Raw genomic sequence first — 18,040 nt, 5'->3', positions numbered from 1 at the left:
TTCGGAAACGTCCGGAGGGACAGGGTTTCCGTTCAGGCCGCCAACCATGAGCGAAGTGAGCGGCACCTGCTGGCGGACCACATCGCCGTCGAGCGTGGCGACGATCCGGGCCAGGCCGCCGAGCACCTGTCCCGGATACTGCTGCTCCAGCCGGTCCACATGGGCCATGCCGTTGAGGATGGGAATGATGCTGGTCCCTGGCCCTACGAAAGCGCCGATCTCGCCGAGCACGCCCTCGAACGCGACGGCTTTGACCGTGACGAGGATCAGGTCGAAAGCCTCCGACCCGTCCGGGGCGGTGATGGTTTTCACCTGGTGCGTCCGGTCAGCGGTGGGGGAGACGAAGCGCAGCCCGTCGCGGCGGAGGACCTCCTGCTTGCGCGGCCGCACCAGATACGTGACATCCCGTCCCGCTTCCTGCAGGAGCGTACCGAACGCCCCGCCTGTTGCTCCGGCTCCGACGACGAGTATCCGCATGGGTGCATCCCTTCCGGTGGTTTTCGACTTGTTGATCGGGTCCAAAAGCCAGGACGGCCGCGGCTTTGTATCCGATGTTCCAAGGCTAGGCCGTTTCCGCAATGCGACCCACCGTCGGGGCCAACCTCACGACCGGCCCCAGATGGGCCGGGGCGTAGGGTGGGACGTGGACGAAAGGAGCACTTCATGAAGAAAATCCTCATGGTACTGACCAGCGTTTCCGAGATTGGCGATACTGGGGAGAAGACCGGCTACAACGTGGCCGAGGCTGCACATCCCTGGAAGGTGTTCAAGGATTCCGGGCATTTCGTTGACTTTGCGTCCATCCAGGGCGGTCAGCCGCCGCGCGACGAGGTGGACCCGAAAGATCCCATCCAGGTTGCCTTCACGGAGGATGAGACCACGCGCGCCGGCCTCTACAACACCGCCCGCGTCGACGTCGTTGATCCGGACCAGTACGACGCCGTCTACCTCGTGGGCGGCCACGGCACCATGTGGGACTTCCCGGACAGCGAAGGCCTGCAGAGCCTGGTGGCCAGGGTCTACAACAACGACGGCTTGGTGGGCGCGGTCTGCCACGGACCGGCCGGCCTGCTGAACGTGGAACTGGAGAACGGGCTTCGCCTCGTCGAGGGCCGGAGGGTGGCCGCCTTCACCAACGACGAGGAGGTCGCCGCAGGCAAGGACAAGGTCATTCCGTTCTTCCTGGCAGACCGGCTTGAGGAACAGGGCGCCACACACGTCTCCTCCGGTGTCTTTGAGGAAAGGGTCGTGGTTGACGACCGGCTGGTGACCGGTCAGAACCCGGCGTCAGCTGCCGGTGTTGCCAAGGAGATGGAGAAGCTCTTCGCAGCGGTCATCCACCAGGAAAAAGCCGAGGAACAGCATGACGCGGAGGCTCTGCGCGCCGAGAAGGACGCGATTAAGGCGGCTGCTGCTGCCGAAGGGGAGCAGTAACCCAACGCTCACTGAGACTGGCGGACACGCTGCAAGGACGCCCGCATTAGCCCTTGAGCGGTTGGGACCGATCGCCCTACAGTGACTGCCAACGACACTTCAGGAGAGACGACATGTCCCTTGTCCGCGTGCATAACTTCTCGGTCTCCCTCGACGGCTTCGGCACCGGTGAGGGCCAGCAACTGGACGCTCCATTCGGCCACGCCGGCACGCGGCTGCTGGAGTGGGCCTTCGAGACGCGGACCTTCCGCGCTATGGGCATCCACGGGGAATCGGAAGGATCCTTCGGCATCGACGAGGCGTTCGCCAGCCAGTGGGGACCCGGGATCGGCGTCGAAATCATGGGGCGCAACAAATTCGGCCCTCAACGCGGTCCCTGGGAGAGCGAGGATTGGAAGGGGTGGTGGGGTGAGAACCCTGTGTTTCACACCCCTGTGGTTGTTCTGACGCACCATCCCCGGCCGGTCCTCGAGATGGAAGGTGGAACAACCTTCCATTTTGTTGACGCTGACCCCGTCTCCGCGCTTGAGAAGGCCCGCGCCCTGGCAGGGGGACTGGACGTCAGGATCGGCGGCGGCGCCAGCACTGTGCGGCAGTTCCTGGAGGCCGACCTGATCGACCACATGCATATTGTCCTCGTGCCGATCCTCCTGGGCCGGGGCGAACGGCTCTGGGACGGACTCGAAGGACTCCAAGAACGCTTTGACATTGAAGCGACCCCTTCTCCCCAAGGCGTGGTCCACCTGGTCTTTACCCGTCGCCCGGCCCGTTGACCCGTCACGCTGGGGAGGGCATGAGAACGCGGCCAGGGTTCCTCGGTCCATTCCCCGCAGTCGCGGCAGTGCTAGCGCAGGTCAAAGAGGCGTTGCGCCCGTTCACCTTCAAGGACAGGTTGCGGCTCCGGCAGCGTTCAACGATGGCGCCCAGGTTCGGTTCTCGGGCTATGCCACTGCCCGTGTCAGGGGAGTCGGTCCGGCGGTGACGGCCGTAAGGTCGCTTCATGGGCACCAAACGAGACGGCGAGCTGGAAGGGCAAAGCTCCATCAACGAGCTGCTCGACAAGCCCATCGGCGACAAGCCAATCCAGCTGCCGCTGCCGTTCCATCTCCAGGTCCGGCCGGGGGAATTCCGCCGCGCGTCCTGAGGCGCGGCCAAGGTATGACGACGGCGGGGCTCGCCTTCCCGCCGTCGTCCCGGAATCTTGTGTTCAGAGGTCGTGCGGGCAAATTTCGGTGCCCGCCAGCCCAGGCCTTCCCTGCCCGAATGAGGGTTCGTCGTCGCTTCCCGCCCAGATGACACCGCCTCCGGGGCAGGGCATCACATAGAACGCGCGGCCATCAAGCTGCGCCCGCAGATGGCTTCCGTCATCCTCCACCACTTCCCAGCCCGCCGCTGGGAGCGCTCCCCGATAGTGCTGCAACACGTCGGCGCCTCCTGGAAGCTTAAACCAGCGGCTACAGCCGCCGACGCCACTCATGCCGCCGCCACTGAAATGGCCGATGTGGCTGATGGAATCGAACGCCTGCTGGGCCTCACGATCCGCGCTGGCCATGGGTTCAGCGGTGCCCTCGGTGACGCATTGCGGAGCGGAAACAAACTGGCTTTCCATCTTCTGCCCCAGCGCTGCGGGGGTGACAGCGAACATCCCGAGCAGCATGAGGACCGGGATGGCCACGGCCGTCAGCCGCATCCACCGCCGTGTCGAGATCATGAAGCCGATCATGGCAACCACCGCCACCAGACCGAGCCCCAATCCCGAGGGTCCGGCTGTGAGCCCCCACGTGAGACCCTCCAACGGGGTACCGCTCACGTCGCCGTAAATTCTCATGAATTCGTAGTGGACCATCACAGCCAACACCGCCAGGCCTGCCCCAACGACGAGCAGCACGGCAGCAGAAACGAGTCGGCCGGTCACGGGCATGGCTCATTGTATTCCCGGCCCAGTCCTGGAGACAGGGGACGTAGTCCACGGTCGGCGTCAGGGTTACCCCGCCACGGCCGCGTTCGCTGCCTGGGACGCCTCCATCCACTCGCTCAGCCACGGGGCCCGGACGCTCGGTGTGATCCGGCAGTCGGCCACGAAGGTTCCCTTCGCCCCGGCGTCGATCCAGTCCGTGAGCGCGGACAGGTCCGCCAGCGAACGGATGATCGCCGACTCCGCACCGAGCGCGCGGGCGATGCCGCTGAAGTCCACCTCGGGGATCAGCATGGGCTTTTCGGTCAGGCCCTGGGAACCGTACTGGTGGATCTCGGCTCCGTACGCGGCGTCGTTGTAGATCACCACGATGGCACTCTTTGCCGAACCGATGAGCGATTCGAGGTCGGACAGGCCCATCAGGAAACCGCCGTCGCCCGAGGCCAGCACCAGGGTGCGGCCGTCCTCCACTGCGCGGGCTGCCCCGACGGCGCTCGCGAGTCCCAGCCCGATGGACTGGAAGGCGGTCCCCACCATCACCAGGTCCTGCGGCCGTGGGATGTTCCAGTACATGGGAGCCCAGCCGATGAAGTGCCCGCCGTCCTGGACCACCGTGCGGCGCTCGGGCAGCACCGCATCCAGCGCTGTGGCAAGGGCGCGCGGGTCCAGCCGGCCGTCGGGAGTCTCGTCGGTGCCGGGGTGGTGTCCCGGCCCGGAAGTCAGGCGCCGGCGGGCTTCGGCCCGCCAGCCTTCTGCCGAAGTTCCGCCATCCAGCAGTTGGAGGATGTGTGCGGCGGCTGTCTTCGCATCAGCGCTGACGAACACGTCCACACGCGGGTTGGTCGCTTCCAAGCCCGCATCGATCTGGATGACCGTGCTATCCGGGCCGAGCAGGTGCCCGAACCGCATGGTGAAGGGGCTCATGCTCGCCCCGGCCACCAGGACCACATCCGCCTCGCCCATGAGTTCGGCTGCGGTGTCCGTGCCGAAGCCGCCCGCGACACCGAGGTACCCCTCGCCCTGCAGGAGGTTGAGGGCCAGGGCGGTTCCGGCGGTCAGTGCGCCCAGGCGGTCGGCGAGCTCCCGGAGCTCGGGGCCGGCGCCGGCGAGGTGCGCACCGCGCCCGGCCAGGATCAGCGGCCGCTTGGCCCCGGCGAGCAGGCGGGCTACCTGCCCAAGGCCGCCGTCGACGTCGTCCGTAACCTTCGCTGCCGACTGCTCAGGCAGGTCCTCTTCCGGAGCCTCGAGGGCCGCAAGGTCGTAGGGAATGGCAAGGACGACGGCGGTGCGCCGGGTGAGTGCGTACTCCACCGCCTGCCGGCTGATGGCGCCCGCGGCATCGCGGGTTACGGTGAACGTGGCCGCGCCGAGGCCCGCGGCGATGGCCGCCTGGTCCACGTCCCAGGGCCGGGCGCCGCTGCTCGGAGCATCCCCGGTCACCAGCACAACGGGGATCTGCGCCTGGACCGCCTCGGCGAGGGCCGTCAGTGCATTGGTGTAGCCGGGGCCGTAGGTGGTGGTGCCCGCTGCGAGGCGTCCGGAGGTCCGGTAGTAGGCGTCGGCCGCGGCGATGGCGGCGCCCTCGTGCCGAACGGGGGAGAAGCGGATGCCCTGCTTCTCCGCAGCGTCCAGGAAGTAGACGTTCCCGTTGCCCATGACGCCGAAGACATCGCTGACATAGCTGCTGAGAACCTGGGCCACACGGCCTGACACGGTAAGTGAAGTCATGCAGGAAGCCTGTGGGCCACACCTCAGATAAGCAATAGCACCGGTTTTGGTTGGGACTTTTGGCAGCAAGGAGAAGAGTGAACTGAAAATTTGCCTATCTGTGGTGCGCATCACCCACCTCTAGTCGGAGGGGCGGCCTTCCTGCTCGGACAGGCGGCTGATGAGGCCGTCGTAGCGGGGCGGCATGAGTTCCAGGATGGAGATGGCCGTGCTGGTCCGCTCGATTCCGTCGATCTCCAGGATCTCGTTGGTGATGCGGTAGAGGTCGGCGGTGCCGCGGGCCACCACCTTGGCCATGAGGTCCGCGTCGCCGGTGGTGGCGTGCACCTCGATGACCTCCGGGATCGCCGCGAGCCCGTCCTCCACGGAACCCGTCCGCGTCTGGCTGATGGACAGGGAGAGGAAGGCCATGAGTTCATATCCGAGTGCGGCGGGGTCCAGCCTGCGGCTGAACGAGCGGAGGGCGCCGCTGTGCTCCAGCCGCGCCAGACGGGCGTGGACGGTGTTGCGTGCGACGCCGAGTGTCCGGGAGAGCGCCAGGGCGCTGGCTTCGGGGTCCTCGTCGAGGGCCAGGATGATCCGGCCGTCGAGGGAATCGAGGGTGCGGGAGTTCGCGATGGTCATATTTTCACCACATACAGTAGAAGTTGAGCAGTTGTCCCAATGGCTAGAGCGTATCTTGCTATGTGGGCCGGGTCACAGCCATGATCGGTCCTCATGACCCGTGATCAGCTCCTGACCGCACCGGGCACCGCGCTTCCCACCCTTAGAAGCGCGGTCACCGGACTTCCGTCCTACGTCCCGGGCCGGCGCAGCGCCGGCGTGGACGTCGCAGCTCTCGCCAGCAACGAAAGCCACTACGAACCGCTGCCCGCAGCCATCATCGCGGTGGCCGCAGCGGCCGGTGCCATGAACCGCTATCCGGACAGTGCCGCCGTCGAACTTCGCGAACGGATCGCCCGCCACCTCGGCGTCACGGACGGGGAGGTCGCGGTGGGGCCGGGCAGCGTGGGCGTCCTCCAGCAGATCATCACCGGACTGTGCGACGCCGGGGACGAAGTGATCTTCGCGTGGCGCTCCTTCGAGGCCTACCCAATCCTGGTGGAGCTGGCAGGCGCCCGGCCGGTCCGCATCCCGCTGAACCACCTTGAGGGCCACGACCTCGATGCCATGGCCGCTGCCGTCACCGACCGCACCAAAGTCATCCTGCTCTGCACCCCCAACAATCCCACCGGCGTGTCGATTAGCCACGAACGGATCGAGGCCTTCTTGCAATCCGTCCGCTCCGACATCCTCGTGGTGATCGACGAGGCGTATGTGGAATACGCCGAAGCGGGCAGCGCCCCCGATTCCCTGGCGCTCTACCGCGGGTACCCGAACGTCTGCATCCTGCGGACCTTCTCGAAGGCCTACGGGCTGGCCGGCCTGCGTGTGGGATACGCCGTGGCGGCACCGGTCATCGCTGAGGGACTGCGCCGCACCGCCCTTCCGTTCTCCGTAAGCGCGCTGGCCCAGAAGGCGGCGATCGCGTCGCTGGACGCGGGGGAGGAGATGGAAGCGCGAGTCGCCGTCGTGAAGCAGGAGCGCGCACGGATGGCCGCGCAGCTGGAAGCCCAGGGCTGGAAACTGCAGCCGAGCCAGGGCAATTTCCTGTGGATCCGTGCCGGCAACGAGCTCCGGGCAAGGCTTTTGGAGGCGTTCGACGGCGCGGACATCCTGGTCCGGGCGTACCAGGGCGACGGCATGCGGATCACCGTTGCCGACCCCGCCTCCAACGACCGCGTGCTCCGGATCCTGGAATCCCACGCGGCCTAAAACTCCTTGACACCCAACCCCCACCCGTTCCACCTACTAACCAGAGGAATCCCCATGGAACAACAGACAAAGACGTCTGCGCGCCCACTCGGCGCCGCCCTCAAACCCCGCCAGCTCACCATGATGGGCCTCGGCAGCGCCATCGGCGCGGGCCTCTTCATCGGTTCCGGCGCGGGCATCCAGGCCGCCGGCCCGGCGGTGCTGATCTCCTACCTTGTGGCCGGCACCCTTATCATCCTGGTGATGTGGGCGCTCGGCGAGATGGCCGCCGCAAACCCGGACAGCGGTGCCTTCTCCGTCTACACCGCCAAGGCCTACGGGCCGGTGGCCGGTGCCACCGTGGGCTGGCTCTGGTGGCTGCAGCTCGTGGTGGTCATCGCGGCAGAGGCGCTCGGGGCGGCAGGCCTGCTGGCCACCATCTTCCCGGCCCTGCCGGTGTGGCTGATGGCCTTTGTGTTCATCGTGGTGCTCACCGCTGTGAACTTGACGAGCGTGAAGAACTTCGGCGAGTTCGAGTTCTGGTTCGCGCTGCTGAAGGTGGCGGCAATCGTGGCCTTCCTGGCGGTGGGCGCTGCCCTGCTCTTCGGCTGGCTGCCGGGCGTCCAGTCGCCGGGCCTGTCCAACTTCATGGGCGAGGGGTTCGCGCCCAGTGGCTTTGGCGGGATTGCCACGGCACTGTTCGTGGTGGCGTTCGCGTTCGGCGGCACCGAGATCGTGTCCGTCGCGGCAGCCGAGACCGCGGAGCCTGCGCGCAGCGTGAAGAAAGCAGTTCGCACTGTGCTGTGGCGCATCCTGGTGTTCTACATCGGTGCGATCTTCATTATCGCGGCTGTGGTTCCCGTTGGATCTGAGGGGCTGAAGAGCCCGTTTGCCGCGGTATTGGAGGCCGCCGGCATGCCCGGCGCAGCTACCGCCATCACCCTGGTGGCCGTAGCAGCACTGCTGTCCGCGCTCAACGCCAACCTCTACGGTGCCTCCCGGATGGCGTACTCCCTTGCGGAGCGGGGCGAAGCCCCCCGTTGGCTCGCCTCCGTGTCCAAGGCGCGAGTCCCGGTGGTCGCAGTGCTGGCCAGCGTCGCCTTCGGCGTTGTCACGGTTGTGCTGGAGCTGGCTTTCCCCGAGATGGTCCTTGGCGTCCTGCTGAACATCGTGGGTTCCACCTGCCTGCTGGTGTGGACGTCCGCGCTCCTGGCCCAGCTGGCGCTGCGCCTCCGGGCCGATCGTGAGGGAACGGAGCTTCCCCTGCGGATGCCCGGCTTCCCGTGGCTCACTGGCTTCGGGCTGCTCATCCTCGCGGCGATCTTCACGGTGGGTTTCATCGGCGAGGACTCCCGTCCCCAGCTCCTGAGCACCTTCGGACTCGTGGCGCTGTTGGCGGTGGCGAACTGGCTGAATCACCGTGGCCGGAAGGTTGCGCCCGCTGTCGAGCCTTCGGAGGGCGCCAAGCCGCCGGTACTCATCGACTGATCCAGGCGGCTGAACCACTTGCGGGTTCAGGGCACATGAAGGGCGCGTCCGGCTTCGGCTGGGCGCGCCCTTCGCTGGTTTGTATCGCAGGCGTCCGGTCAGCCATGGCAAAAACAACGACGCCCCGACCATTTGCGGCCATACTTGGATCACCACACTCTCTGCAGACCGGGTCGAGAGGATCGGAGTGGCGAATCCGGCGGGGAAGGCGCTGTTGCACACCTGTCTCGTTGAACTACAGGCTGCTGATCAGCACATCACATGAAACGGTGGACGGTCTGGCTATGGATGCTGACGTCTTAAAGGCAATTGAGGTTTCCCACCTTCATGAGGTTGCGCCCGAAAGCCTGCGCAAGTTGCTCGCAGGGGCCCAGTGCAAAGATGTGCCGACGCGTACGGTCACGCATCGCGAAGGCGACAGGAATCCGCACCTGGAACTGATCCTGTCTGGTGTAGTCAGAGTCTTTGTTAGAGCTCCGGACGGACGCACCTTGACCATCCGCTACTGCCGGCCAGGATCCCTGCTCGGCGCAGGATCGCTGTTTGCTGCGGATTTCTCCCTACCTGCTTCCCTTCAGACGCTGACGGCCACAAAGTTGTTGAGCTTGTTGCCGGAAAACGTGCACCGAAGTGTGAATGAGGATCCGAAGGTCGCGCTTGCTCTGCTGGAGGAACTCAGCGAACGGGTTCTGACTTTCATTTACGAGATTCCCGACAGCGCCTTCGCCAGCGTCCGACAACGGATCGCCCGGCACATGCTCGATTTGGCCTCCGAGCTGGCGCCTGAACAAGTCCGGGTTGGCCAGGAGCTCAATACCGAGCTCGTGGTCACGGCATCGCAGAGTGAACTAGCGGAGGCAGTGGGGACGGCGCGGGAAGTTGTGGTGAGGATTCTGCGTGAGCTACGGCACGAAGGCATAGTTCACACTGGCCGGACCGGCATCGTCATTCTGGACCCCGCGCGGCTGGTCCAGGAGACGCGGTGGAACATAGGTTCCTGACAGGCCAACGAGTACCGAACCACACTGGAGTTTCCAATGGATCTAGTAAGGCAGGCGCGTCGTGGTCATTGATTGTGTGGTGGTTGGAGCTGGCCCAGCCGGGCTCGCCGCTAGTTCCGTGTTATCGAAGTGCGGCATCGAGCATGTTGTTCTGGAGCGGGGTCGGCCAGGTGAAACTTGGCGGACCCAGCGCTGGGATTCGCTGCACGTCAACAATCCCGCGTTCATGAACGCGATGCTAGGTGAACAGGAACCAGACACTTACCTGAGCCGACAGGAAGTGGTGCAGCGTCTCGAAGAGCTGGCTTCGAAAGCGCCGGTGTGCGCTGGCATCGACGTCGTTGGGCTGGCCCGGCACAATGGTCGGTGGCTCCTGCGCACAAGTGACGGCCAACTCCAAGCTCGCACTGTCGTGGTCGCATGCGGCGGTGAAAACGTACCACGTGTGCCTGCCCTTGCAGGGCGGCTGCCGGACCGTATCATGCAACGCCATGCTGCAACATATAGGAAACCCAGCGATCTGGCCGAAGGGGCGGTACTGGTTGTCGGCAGCGCACAGTCCGGGGCCCAGATCACTGACGACTTACTGGGGGCAGGCAGGCGTGTGTGGGTTGGCAACCTGCCCGGTCGGTCATGCACCGGCAAGATATCGCGGAAGAGACATTGCGCGATGGTTGGACGAGGCAGGCTTCTTTGAGCAGCGCACCGAGGACCTGCCAGACCCCCGATTGGTCCGGGCAGTACCCCCATTGTGGGGACCCCACGGACACGCTATGAGCCTGCAGTCCCTGTCCAAGGCCGGAGCCACACTCACGGGTCGTCTCGTAGCGGTCCAAGGTGCGACCCTCACATTCGACGACAGCACCGCGGCGAATATTGCCTACGGAGACCGTTTCGCGGCGAACACTCGAAGCCTGATCGACGCCCATATTCAAGCTAGTGGGCTTGACGCGCCACCGGCCGAACCGGACCCAGCGGAACAGCCGTTTGAGATTGATCCGCCCCGACTCCTTCGCCTCTCGAGTGCGGGGATAGCTAGTGTCATTTGGTGTACTGGCTACAAGGGCGCTTTCCGCTGGCTTGGGGAGGACATGACGGATTCCGAGGGTGCGCCATTGCGCCATGGACCAGCTTCACCTGCTCCGGGTATCTGGTTCATCGGCTTGCGCTGGCTCATACACCGCACTTCAGGAAACTTCATAGGCTTCCCCAGAGATGCCGAAGTCATCGCCAACGATGTGCGGAGCTTTCTGGCTGCCAAGGTCTCCTGAGAGCCGGGATGAAGGTCACGGTGGTGGTCATAGTGACACTGGCAGGTTTTCCGGATTAGGGGTATCTCCTTTTTCCCTCAGGACCCCGATTCATCTACTTCCTGGTGGGCCCAATTGGGATTGTGGAGGCTGATCTTGGGCTTGACGCTCGGGTGCGGGCGGTGGAGGTCGGGCTGAAGATTGTGGAGCGGGTGCGGCAGTCTTTCCCCGTTGTTCTGGCAGCGACGGTTGTAGAGGCTGCGAGGTTCTGGCCTGACTTGGCTCATTTGCTTAGTGCGTGAGTTTTGGGCTCCGGATGGCGTCGAGAATGGCCTGCTGCTCGGCGGCGATGTCGGAGGCGAGTGTCTGGTGGGTGCCGTTGATGGCCATGGTCGCTGAGCGCAGGGGTCGGAGTTGTTTGATCACGTTACTCACTGCGAGACCTGTCCGGTTCTGGACTGTTTGGGAGACGGCAAGCGCGGCGAACACGATGGTCAGGTGCGCCTCGATCGCGTCACGGGTGCGGTGAAACATGGGCCTTGCGCGCAGGTCTGTTTTGCTCATCCGGAAGGACTGCTCGACGTGCCACAGGTCGTGGTGTGCCGATGACTTCCCCTGCGGTCATGATGTTTGCGGGGATATTGGTCACGTACCCTTTCAGAGCGGCCAGTTGCCGGGCACGCGTCAGTGATGCCTCGTCGAGGCTGCGCGCCCCGCCGGAGGTCTTGACGAACCTCGGGGTCCGGGCCGCTTTCTGGCCCTCGATGACCTCGCGGGCCCGGTTTTCCTGGGCTGTGAGTGTTTTGTTGTCGTGGACGGCTCGCTTGCGGGAGTACGCCCACACTGCCCGCCATTCGACGACCCGGGCGATGACCAGGTCGCGGAAGACCTCGTCGCCGAGGCCTTCGAATCCCAGGGCTGTGAAGACGCTGGCCAACGCATCGAACAGGACGCGTGAGTCCGTGCCGACCACGCGGGCAGGGCCCGTGCGCCCAGCTGGTGCTGCAGTGTCGGCGAGGTCGAACAGGCGCGGATCGCTGGCCGGAGGGACCAGGCCCAGCACTGGAGGCGTGCGCTCGACACCGAGTTCCAGGACGCCCTGGGCAGGGTCCTCCAGCAGCTCGCGGGCACGCGCCAGCAGCACACCGAGCTCGGCCTCCGTATGCGCCGAGCCGACGTGCTCAACGATGCGTTGCCGGCCTCTCACATACTCCGCGATCTGCACCCCGGTCGCGCCCGAGGCCGTCCGCACCCTCCTGATGAATGCCACACGGTGACACTAGAACAAATCCCATTAGTGCGTGAAAAACCGCTCAACCGCGAACATCACCGCAGGTCAGCGGCCTGCACCCCCCCCGGCGAATCCGCAGCCCGTGAGCCAACTCAGGTCTGGCGGCGTCTTTGCGGCCTCCGAAAAGGATTGCGTTGCTCAACTCTACTTCTTTCCCGTTTCTAGCATCATCTCCCTTTGTCGGAGGATTGGTAGCGAGGAAATATGGGGAGCCAATGTCCGCTGGGCCAAGGACGGGACTAGGTACGTCATCTCTTTGAGCCGGGAGGAAATTGAAGCTGAGCGCCAGAGTCATACGACTTCCCCCGGGTAGTTCACCTGCTTAGCTTGTAGCGTGTAGGCGCCATAGGCGGAGCGTCGCCGAAAGCTTCACAAACTGCCGGACAAGGTTCTCCTCAGCTTTGACCCGTAAGCTGGTCATACTTTTTTGAACTGCCTTTAGACAGGGCTACGGGGTACCGCGTCTCATTCAGCTCTACTTTCGTCCGTAAGGCCGATTCCAGGTCGACTCCGCAAACATCGCTCAGCCGAAGCAGATACGAGAATACGTCCGCGAGTTCAAGACTAAGCATCTGTACGTTAGCTGGGTCTGCCAGCCACGCTTCTACATCGGCATCGGTTGTCCACTGGAGCAATTCGGCCACTTCCCCAACTTCTCCGCTCAGCGCGAGAATGAGATTCCGAGGGGTATGGATTTTCCCCCAATCGCGCTCATCAGCGAACCGGCGTACTAATCCCTGAAGATCATTTACAGTCATCATGCACCAATAGTGATAGAAAAATGGAGCGGGTCTTTGTTTAGCGGAACGAAGCACTTCAGGCAATGCAGTGCATCCCGCTGAGGGCGGGAACACCGGGCTGACCGTTAGCGACGTTCAGGAGGGAGCACAGAACGCCTTTTCTTATTTATGCGCGGCAGTTGCCTACTCACTAATTTGGCGGGGTCATAAAGCACCGCATAGAGCAGTAGATACCATCCCGCAAAGAACCGGTTCCGTACCTGGTGCGTGGCGTAAGTGGCACGCCGCACGTAGGGCAGACGTTCCTCTGGAGGCAGTCTGACAGGTATAGCCGCCGGGCTTCGACGCTGAGTTCGTCGCGTTGCGGTCTTCCTTCATTATTAGAATTCATCACGCGTTTCCCGTTGCGTAGGTTTCTACTTCGTCGTTCAAGACGTCTAGCGTGACCCCTGCATGCAGAAACATCTCACGACTGCGGGCCGCCGCATGGTACTTCTTGAGCGCTACGACTCGCTCCACGCCGGCACTGATCAGAAGCATAGTGCACGTGGCGCACGGCTCCATTGAGCAATACACCGTCGATCCCTCGAGCGACAGGCCATTTCTCGCAGCTTGAACTAGGGCGTTCTGTTCGGCATGAACTGTTCTGATGCAGTGCTCTCTGATATTGCCGTCTTCAAGCAACACCCTGCCCCATTCATGACCTACGTCGTCGCAGTGTGGCAGACCGGCGGGTGACCCCACGTATCCAGTGCAGATGATCCGCTTATCCCGGACAACCACGCATCCGCTTTGACCTCGATCACACGTCGCTCGTTTGGATACCGCCGCGACAAGATCGCAGAAGTACTCTTCCCAAGAGGGGCGGCTCATAGGTTAACCCTTCCATATTGGACGTCTTGGTTCCAATACCCATCCGGACCGTTCGTTGTACTTGTCTTTGTCGAGGAGTGGGTTGGCAAAGATGATGCCAGGATCGTCCTTAGCTAGGTCACCCAAGTAGACGTCTTTCCCATCCATGCTTACATACACGCAGCCATCCGGCGAAAGCGTGTAGTAGCTATTGTCTAGGTCGCGAGTGCTCTCTGCTACCACTGTCGCTCTAACGTCTAGCCGCTCACAGCGCTCGAGTAATTCCACACGAAACTCTTCGAAGGCTTCATCGGACATCTCGTACTCCTGCCGATTGGCCTCTGCAAAGCCTCGTACAGGATAGAACTGGAAGACTTTCCAGCGCTCCACGCCCCAAGCATCGAGGTGCTGCGGGATCTCCAGGAGCTCCTTAGTGTTGAATCCAAGAGCAACGCTATTCATCTTGAGTCGTACAGGCTCTGATCGATAGCGGTCTAGTAATTTGAGCACGCGTTCGTAATGGCCCTCTTGTCGTCCCGCGCGGACATTGATTGCATCACCGATCCCCTCCAGCGGTAGGGTCAGCCAGTCTAAACCCTGAGGAAGTCCCGTGGGCCAGACCCTGTCTATGAGTGCACCGTTAGTGATGAGCATGGTTTCGACACCAAGACGGGAGGTCTCTTCTATCAGGGTCTTAAGGCCCTTGAAGAGTAGTGGCTCCCCTCCTGCCCAACTCATCTTGCTCATTCCTGCGGCTGCCAACTTCTGCGTGATCGATAAGGCGTCCGCCAAGCTGAGCTTCTTACGATCCAATACTCTCCAGCAAAAGCCGCAGGAGTAGTTGCAGTTGTTGGTCAGCAGCCATGACACGTTGTAAGGCGCGTTGGAGTTGGGCTCAAATGTCACTTGACTGATTCTCCTGCTCAATTGCCAACTACTTACTTGGAGGCGGGAAGTCGGTAGGTGCTAATTCGGCGGCTTCCCACCACAGTGACTCGAAGGTGCTCTCGAAAAATGCGTGCTCGACACTGCCTGCAAAATACTCAACCGCTGGCCCTTGGATACTGAGTTGGCGCACGGGCCGCGGACAGTCAAATAGGCTGTCGCCGATGTAGCAGAGAGTATTGCGGGGGAATGAAGTTGTGTAGCGAGTCTCTATCGCTGCCGCACTCCCTCCGGACGCCCTGACCCTCTCCGTGAGTTGGCTCAGCAGTGTATGCGCCTCCCGAAATTCAGCGTATTCGCTCGAACTGTAGGCGTGAGCAAGCGCACCTGTGTCAGCACGCCAGTCGTGAATGGATTTTTGGCTATGTCCCGGGATTTGTACTGTCGTCCTTGGATCGAATAGCAGAAATTGGAGTGATGCGCCTGCCAGGATAACTTCTACCAGCTGATCAAAATGATCCCGCAGGAAGTCCCTGCCAGCCGAAGCGTATATCTTGATCCCGTCGGTTTCCTCGCCACTGCTCTGCGCGGTAAGTAGCCGGTTAATCCTGTCCCGGATTGATCCGTCGACTCTAGAAGTGCGCCAATTAGGCCTCGCCTTCGTGCGGGAAACTTTCTCTGCAATTGAACCCAGAGTTGCTGTCAGGCCGATGCTGTGAGCTGATTTTACGCCGGCCTTTGCCTCGTACGAGATTACGGTCACGCCCTTCTTCTGCAAGTCATCGCGCCGGACTTGCCCGACGTTCGGTAATATCGCGTAGTGCCGAACTACAGACTCTTCATGTCGGCGGCGCAGTCGATCAGTTATCAGTTGAAAATCTTGGTCTTCCAAGCTGTAGCCAACATAGAGCACCGTTTGGTCCCGCAGCATCTCGCTAAAGAAGGCAGAAGTGAACTCATCTTCCAAGACGTCTGCGTATTTGCTCGTCTCCCACACTATCGACGAGGGCCGGTAGTAAACGCCATGAAGATGAAAGACCCAAGAGGTGAGTAGATTCTTGCGAGCAGCGTCTACAAGGGGATAGTCCGTCTTTTCACTTGTGAAGGACCCTGTTCGAACGTTTTGCCAAGGCCGCTTGGGATCGTGTGCGGCCAGGACATGCTCCAGTGCCCGCTCAAGCATGCAGTCCCAGTTGGTTGTAACCGCACGGCGCACGCCTAAACGAGATATGAGTCGATGAGCGTCACTTTGTGCCTCGCTCCAGAAATGCCGTCGGAAAAAATCTGCCCTCTCGTTCTTGGTCAGGCGACCAAGGAGATCATCACCGACTGTCTGTGGGGAAAGAGCGCTGAGTTCGGCAGCCCTCGATGAATCAATAGTCCCCGCCTTCAGAGCTTCCTGAATGAGAGACTTTCCAAGAGCGTCCCAAAGCGGTAGCCCTGCAGTGGCCGAAAGGCCCGAACCAGCAAAAAGAACGACGGAGTCCTCCCGGAGCTTTTTGATCAACTCCGCTGGTATCTGATCGTGGCTCATCGAGCTCCGCCACTCGAAATCAAGGGAAGCCCGCGACGTTCAAGTTCTGACATAAGCCATTGACTCGAGCTATCCGCATCCCTGAAGGTGGTGTCCACCAGCACAACTGGCGTCGCCGCCGCGGCCATGACACTTGAATAGCTTTCTTCGAGACGGCTGTCCATCGAAACATCGAGCCAGAGATTTGCGGTGCCGTCGCTCAATGCCCTTGACCGTCTGATTGCTGGTTCTGCGGTCACGTAGACGACCAGGTCTGGACTCCTATACTTCGAATCTCCCAGAAATTCTGCAACGTAGCCCGTCAAGTCGTCGCCAAGTAGCAGTTGATGGTAGGCGGCAGTGGAGTATATGTAGCGATCTAAAACAATATGCGACCCTTGGTCAGCCAGCAGCCGTGCACCTTTCAGCGCGTTGCATGTGCGATAAAAGCAAAATCGATCCATAGGAGAGAGTGCGTCGGCCTCCTCTCGAAGGCCCGCAAGCGGGGCTACAATTCCTGATTGGTATTCTCCACCTACATGGTTCGCCAGCGCTTTCGCCAGCGTCGTCTTCCCCGAGGAGTCGGGGCCTTCAAACACAATGAACACTTGGTCCTCGAATCAGCCTTGCACATCACCCATATCGACAGTCAAAAGATTAGCGTCAGGGCAGGATGAGTTACCCAAATGCGCTGTATGTGTCGACGTCACGTCGATGAAAGTGCGATATGTGAATAGTTGACGTGCACAGTGCATGAATATATACGGCCTGCCGGAGATGTGCGCTCTGCGCACCCGCACGTTGAAGCTGCCCTCGCTGGTCCTGTTCGGGCTGGCGTACCTGACCCGATCATCGTCCTGGGGATCTTCGGCATCATCGCCGAAACCACCGGCGGCGCCGCGCCCGCCGCGTACCTCGTGGCACTCGTGGCCATGCTGTTCACCGCGCACAGCTACGGCCGGATGGCCATCGCCTACCCCGTAGCCGGCTCCGCCTACACCTACGTCCGCCGCTCCATCGATTCCCGGGTCGGGTTCCTGGTGGGGTGGGCCGTCCTTCTGGACTACCTCTTCCTGCCCATGGCCATCTGGCTCATCGGCGGCTCCTACCTGAGCGCCCAGTTCCCGGGCATCCCCATCGGCGTCTGGATCGTGGGATTCATCGTCATCACCACGCTGCTGAACATCCTGGGCATCAAGGTGGCCGACAAGGCCAACTACGTGCTGATGGCCTTCCAGCTGCTGGTCCTCGTGTTCTTCGTGGCACTGGCCATCGGCAACGTGGTGTCCGCCAACGGCGCCGGGGGACTGGCCAGCGGGGAGCCGTTCTTCAACGACACCGCCAGCTTCACCACCATCTCCGCCGGCGCCGCCATCGCTGCCTACTCGTTCCTGGGATTCGACGCGGTCACCACGCTCACCGAGGAAACCACCAATCCGCGCCGGACGGTGCCGCGCGCCATCATGCTGGTGGCCCTGATCGGCGGCGGCATCTTCGTGGCGGTGTCCTACGTGACCCAGCTGGTCCACCCCGGCGGCGTGTTCGAGGACTCTGCGTCCGCGGCCAGCTCCATCGCCGTGCAGATCGGCGGGCAGCTGTTCGGTGCCGTGTTCCTGGCCGGCCTGGTGGTGGCGCAGTTCGCCTCCGGCCTCGCCGCGCAGGCCAGCGCCTCCCGCCTGCTGTACGCGATGGGCCGCGACTCCGTCCTGCCCAAGGCAGTCTTTGGCCGGCTCAGCGAGAAGTTCCACACCCCTGCGGCGAACCTGGTGATCACGGGCATCGTGGGCCTGATCGCGATCTTCCTGGACGTGGCCACGTCGACGTCGTTCATCAACTTTGGTGCCTTCACCGCCTTCACGCTGGTGAACGCCGCGGTGGTGTTCCACTATGTGCGCCAGCGCCGGGCCGGGCAGCAGCTGAACCCGGTGTCCTACGTGGTGGTCCCGGTGATCGGCGCGATCATCTGCGCCTACCTGCTCTCCCGGCTGGACAGCAACGCCATTACGCTGGGGGTGTCCTGGCTGGTGCTGGGTGTGGTGGTCCTGGCCCTGATCACGCGCGGGTTCAAGGCCTCGCCACCGGAGATGACGGCAACGGAGAAGGCGACGGTCGAGGCGGCCGCCTGACGCTTGCAAGTTTGTAGTGTGGC

Annotated in this window: 20 protein-coding genes; 8 read left to right on the top strand and 12 right to left on the bottom strand. The window is 62.7% G+C overall.

Annotated features, from left to right (window positions below):
* On the bottom strand, window positions 1-477 hold a 477-nt coding region (locus tag P2Q66_RS14700; protein WP_275729284.1), incomplete at its 3' end, for a 2-dehydropantoate 2-reductase N-terminal domain-containing protein.
* A 186-nt stretch (window positions 478-663) separates the two neighbouring features.
* On the opposite strand from P2Q66_RS14700, the gene P2Q66_RS14695 reads away from it, so the two are divergent.
* From P2Q66_RS14695 to P2Q66_RS14685, 3 genes are all read left to right on the top strand, one after another.
* Entirely contained in the window at window positions 664-1,434 is a 771-nt protein-coding gene (locus P2Q66_RS14695) for a type 1 glutamine amidotransferase domain-containing protein (RefSeq protein ID WP_275729282.1), read from the top strand.
* Between the two features lie 113 nt (window positions 1,435-1,547).
* The gene (locus tag P2Q66_RS14690; RefSeq protein WP_275729280.1) at window positions 1,548-2,207 is read left to right on the top strand and encodes a dihydrofolate reductase family protein; all 660 of its coding nucleotides are present in this window, start codon (window positions 1,548-1,550) and stop codon (window positions 2,205-2,207) included.
* Window positions 2,208-2,434: 227 nt separating this feature from the next.
* Window positions 2,435-2,578, top strand: coding sequence for a hypothetical protein (locus P2Q66_RS14685; protein ID WP_275729278.1), 144 nt, complete (start codon window positions 2,435-2,437; stop codon window positions 2,576-2,578).
* 63 nt (window positions 2,579-2,641) lie between these two features.
* On the opposite strand, the gene P2Q66_RS14680 is transcribed toward P2Q66_RS14685, so the two are convergent.
* From P2Q66_RS14680 to P2Q66_RS14670, 3 genes are all read right to left on the bottom strand, one after another.
* Window positions 2,642-3,349, bottom strand: coding sequence for a hypothetical protein (locus P2Q66_RS14680; protein WP_275729277.1), 708 nt, complete (start codon window positions 3,347-3,349; stop codon window positions 2,642-2,644).
* 69 nt (window positions 3,350-3,418) lie between these two features.
* Window positions 3,419-5,077, bottom strand: a complete 1,659-nt coding sequence (locus tag P2Q66_RS14675; RefSeq protein ID WP_275729274.1) for a thiamine pyrophosphate-binding protein — start codon at window positions 5,075-5,077, stop codon at window positions 3,419-3,421.
* 120 nt (window positions 5,078-5,197) lie between these two features.
* Window positions 5,198-5,701 carry an Lrp/AsnC family transcriptional regulator gene (locus P2Q66_RS14670; protein ID WP_275729272.1) on the bottom strand — a complete coding sequence of 168 codons (504 nt, stop codon included), beginning with the start codon at window positions 5,699-5,701 and terminating at the stop codon, window positions 5,198-5,200.
* A 93-nt stretch (window positions 5,702-5,794) separates the two neighbouring features.
* On the opposite strand from P2Q66_RS14670, the gene hisC reads away from it, so the two are divergent.
* From hisC to P2Q66_RS14655, 3 genes are all read left to right on the top strand, one after another.
* The gene (hisC, locus tag P2Q66_RS14665) at window positions 5,795-6,892 is read left to right on the top strand and encodes a histidinol-phosphate transaminase (RefSeq protein ID WP_275729270.1); all 1,098 of its coding nucleotides are present in this window, start codon (window positions 5,795-5,797) and stop codon (window positions 6,890-6,892) included.
* Between the two features lie 54 nt (window positions 6,893-6,946).
* Window positions 6,947-8,359 (top strand): amino acid permease, encoded by a 1,413-nt coding sequence (locus P2Q66_RS14660; protein ID WP_275729268.1) that lies wholly within the window; start codon window positions 6,947-6,949, stop codon window positions 8,357-8,359.
* A gap of 230 nt (window positions 8,360-8,589) precedes the next feature.
* Complete coding sequence (locus P2Q66_RS14655; protein ID WP_275729266.1) at window positions 8,590-9,360, top strand: Crp/Fnr family transcriptional regulator; 771 nt, start codon at window positions 8,590-8,592, stop codon at window positions 9,358-9,360.
* Between the two features lie 238 nt (window positions 9,361-9,598).
* Here P2Q66_RS14655 and P2Q66_RS14650 read toward each other — a convergent pair whose 3' ends face one another.
* A complete protein-coding gene (locus P2Q66_RS14650; protein ID WP_275729265.1) occupies window positions 9,599-9,760 on the bottom strand; it encodes a hypothetical protein in 162 nt (53 codons plus the stop codon).
* A 373-nt stretch (window positions 9,761-10,133) separates the two neighbouring features.
* Here P2Q66_RS14650 and P2Q66_RS14645 point away from each other — a divergent pair, with 373 nt between their 5' ends.
* Complete coding sequence (locus P2Q66_RS14645; protein WP_275729263.1) at window positions 10,134-10,631, top strand: hypothetical protein; 498 nt, start codon at window positions 10,134-10,136, stop codon at window positions 10,629-10,631.
* Between the two features lie 270 nt (window positions 10,632-10,901).
* On the opposite strand, the gene P2Q66_RS14640 is transcribed toward P2Q66_RS14645, so the two are convergent.
* The 7 genes from P2Q66_RS14640 to P2Q66_RS14610 form a co-directional block, all read right to left on the bottom strand.
* Window positions 10,902-11,144 carry a hypothetical protein gene (locus P2Q66_RS14640; RefSeq protein WP_275729261.1) on the bottom strand — a complete coding sequence of 81 codons (243 nt, stop codon included), beginning with the start codon at window positions 11,142-11,144 and terminating at the stop codon, window positions 10,902-10,904.
* Window positions 11,125-11,880, bottom strand: a complete 756-nt coding sequence (locus P2Q66_RS14635) for a hypothetical protein (RefSeq protein ID WP_275729260.1) — start codon at window positions 11,878-11,880, stop codon at window positions 11,125-11,127. Before P2Q66_RS14635 ends, P2Q66_RS14640 begins: the two co-directional genes overlap by 20 nt.
* 416 nt (window positions 11,881-12,296) lie before the next feature.
* The gene (locus P2Q66_RS14630; protein WP_275729258.1) at window positions 12,297-12,662 is read right to left on the bottom strand and encodes a nucleotide pyrophosphohydrolase; all 366 of its coding nucleotides are present in this window, start codon (window positions 12,660-12,662) and stop codon (window positions 12,297-12,299) included.
* Window positions 12,663-13,031: 369 nt separating this feature from the next.
* Complete coding sequence (locus tag P2Q66_RS14625) at window positions 13,032-13,514, bottom strand: cytidine/deoxycytidylate deaminase family protein (RefSeq protein WP_275729256.1); 483 nt, start codon at window positions 13,512-13,514, stop codon at window positions 13,032-13,034.
* A gap of 3 nt (window positions 13,515-13,517) precedes the next feature.
* Window positions 13,518-14,399 (bottom strand): radical SAM protein, encoded by an 882-nt coding sequence (locus P2Q66_RS14620; protein WP_275729254.1) that lies wholly within the window; start codon window positions 14,397-14,399, stop codon window positions 13,518-13,520.
* A 28-nt stretch (window positions 14,400-14,427) separates the two neighbouring features.
* A complete protein-coding gene (locus P2Q66_RS14615; protein WP_275729252.1) occupies window positions 14,428-15,912 on the bottom strand; it encodes an SIR2 family protein in 1,485 nt (494 codons plus the stop codon).
* Window positions 15,909-16,499, bottom strand: a complete 591-nt coding sequence (locus P2Q66_RS14610; RefSeq protein ID WP_275729250.1) for an AAA family ATPase — start codon at window positions 16,497-16,499, stop codon at window positions 15,909-15,911. Before P2Q66_RS14610 ends, P2Q66_RS14615 begins: the two co-directional genes overlap by 4 nt.
* Before the next feature lie 171 nt (window positions 16,500-16,670).
* Between P2Q66_RS14610 and P2Q66_RS14605 the strand changes: the two genes are divergently transcribed.
* Window positions 16,671-18,017 (top strand): APC family permease, encoded by a 1,347-nt coding sequence (locus P2Q66_RS14605; RefSeq protein ID WP_275729248.1) that lies wholly within the window; start codon window positions 16,671-16,673, stop codon window positions 18,015-18,017.
* Window positions 18,018-18,040 lie beyond the last annotated feature (23 nt).

This window comes from Arthrobacter sp. Cr_A7 (genome assembly GCF_029222765.1).
GTDB lineage: Bacteria > Actinomycetota > Actinomycetes > Actinomycetales > Micrococcaceae > Arthrobacter.
Note: the sequence above shows the minus strand (reverse complement) of the source record. Positions and strands in the feature narration are given on the sequence as shown.

Excerpts from the sequence above, each read along its gene's own strand:
- P2Q66_RS14695 (WP_275729282.1), top strand. The coding sequence starts at position 664 with ATGAAGAAAATCCTCATGGTACTGACCAGCGTTTCCGAGATTGGCGAT.
- P2Q66_RS14690 (WP_275729280.1), top strand. The coding sequence starts at position 1,548 with ATGTCCCTTGTCCGCGTGCATAACTTCTCGGTCTCCCTCGACGGCTTC.
- P2Q66_RS14685 (WP_275729278.1), top strand. The coding sequence starts at position 2,435 with ATGGGCACCAAACGAGACGGCGAGCTGGAAGGGCAAAGCTCCATCAAC.
- P2Q66_RS14675 (WP_275729274.1), bottom strand. The coding sequence starts at position 5,077 with ATGACTTCACTTACCGTGTCAGGCCGTGTGGCCCAGGTTCTCAGCAGC.
- P2Q66_RS14670 (WP_275729272.1), bottom strand. The coding sequence starts at position 5,701 with ATGACCATCGCGAACTCCCGCACCCTCGATTCCCTCGACGGCCGGATC.
- hisC (WP_275729270.1), top strand. The coding sequence starts at position 5,795 with ATGACCCGTGATCAGCTCCTGACCGCACCGGGCACCGCGCTTCCCACC.
- P2Q66_RS14660 (WP_275729268.1), top strand. The coding sequence starts at position 6,947 with ATGGAACAACAGACAAAGACGTCTGCGCGCCCACTCGGCGCCGCCCTC.
- P2Q66_RS14645 (WP_275729263.1), top strand. The coding sequence starts at position 10,134 with ATGAGCCTGCAGTCCCTGTCCAAGGCCGGAGCCACACTCACGGGTCGT.
- P2Q66_RS14640 (WP_275729261.1), bottom strand. The coding sequence starts at position 11,144 with ATGTTTCACCGCACCCGTGACGCGATCGAGGCGCACCTGACCATCGTG.
- P2Q66_RS14630 (WP_275729258.1), bottom strand. The coding sequence starts at position 12,662 with ATGATGACTGTAAATGATCTTCAGGGATTAGTACGCCGGTTCGCTGAT.
- P2Q66_RS14625 (WP_275729256.1), bottom strand. The coding sequence starts at position 13,514 with ATGAGCCGCCCCTCTTGGGAAGAGTACTTCTGCGATCTTGTCGCGGCG.
- P2Q66_RS14615 (WP_275729252.1), bottom strand. The coding sequence starts at position 15,912 with ATGAGCCACGATCAGATACCAGCGGAGTTGATCAAAAAGCTCCGGGAG.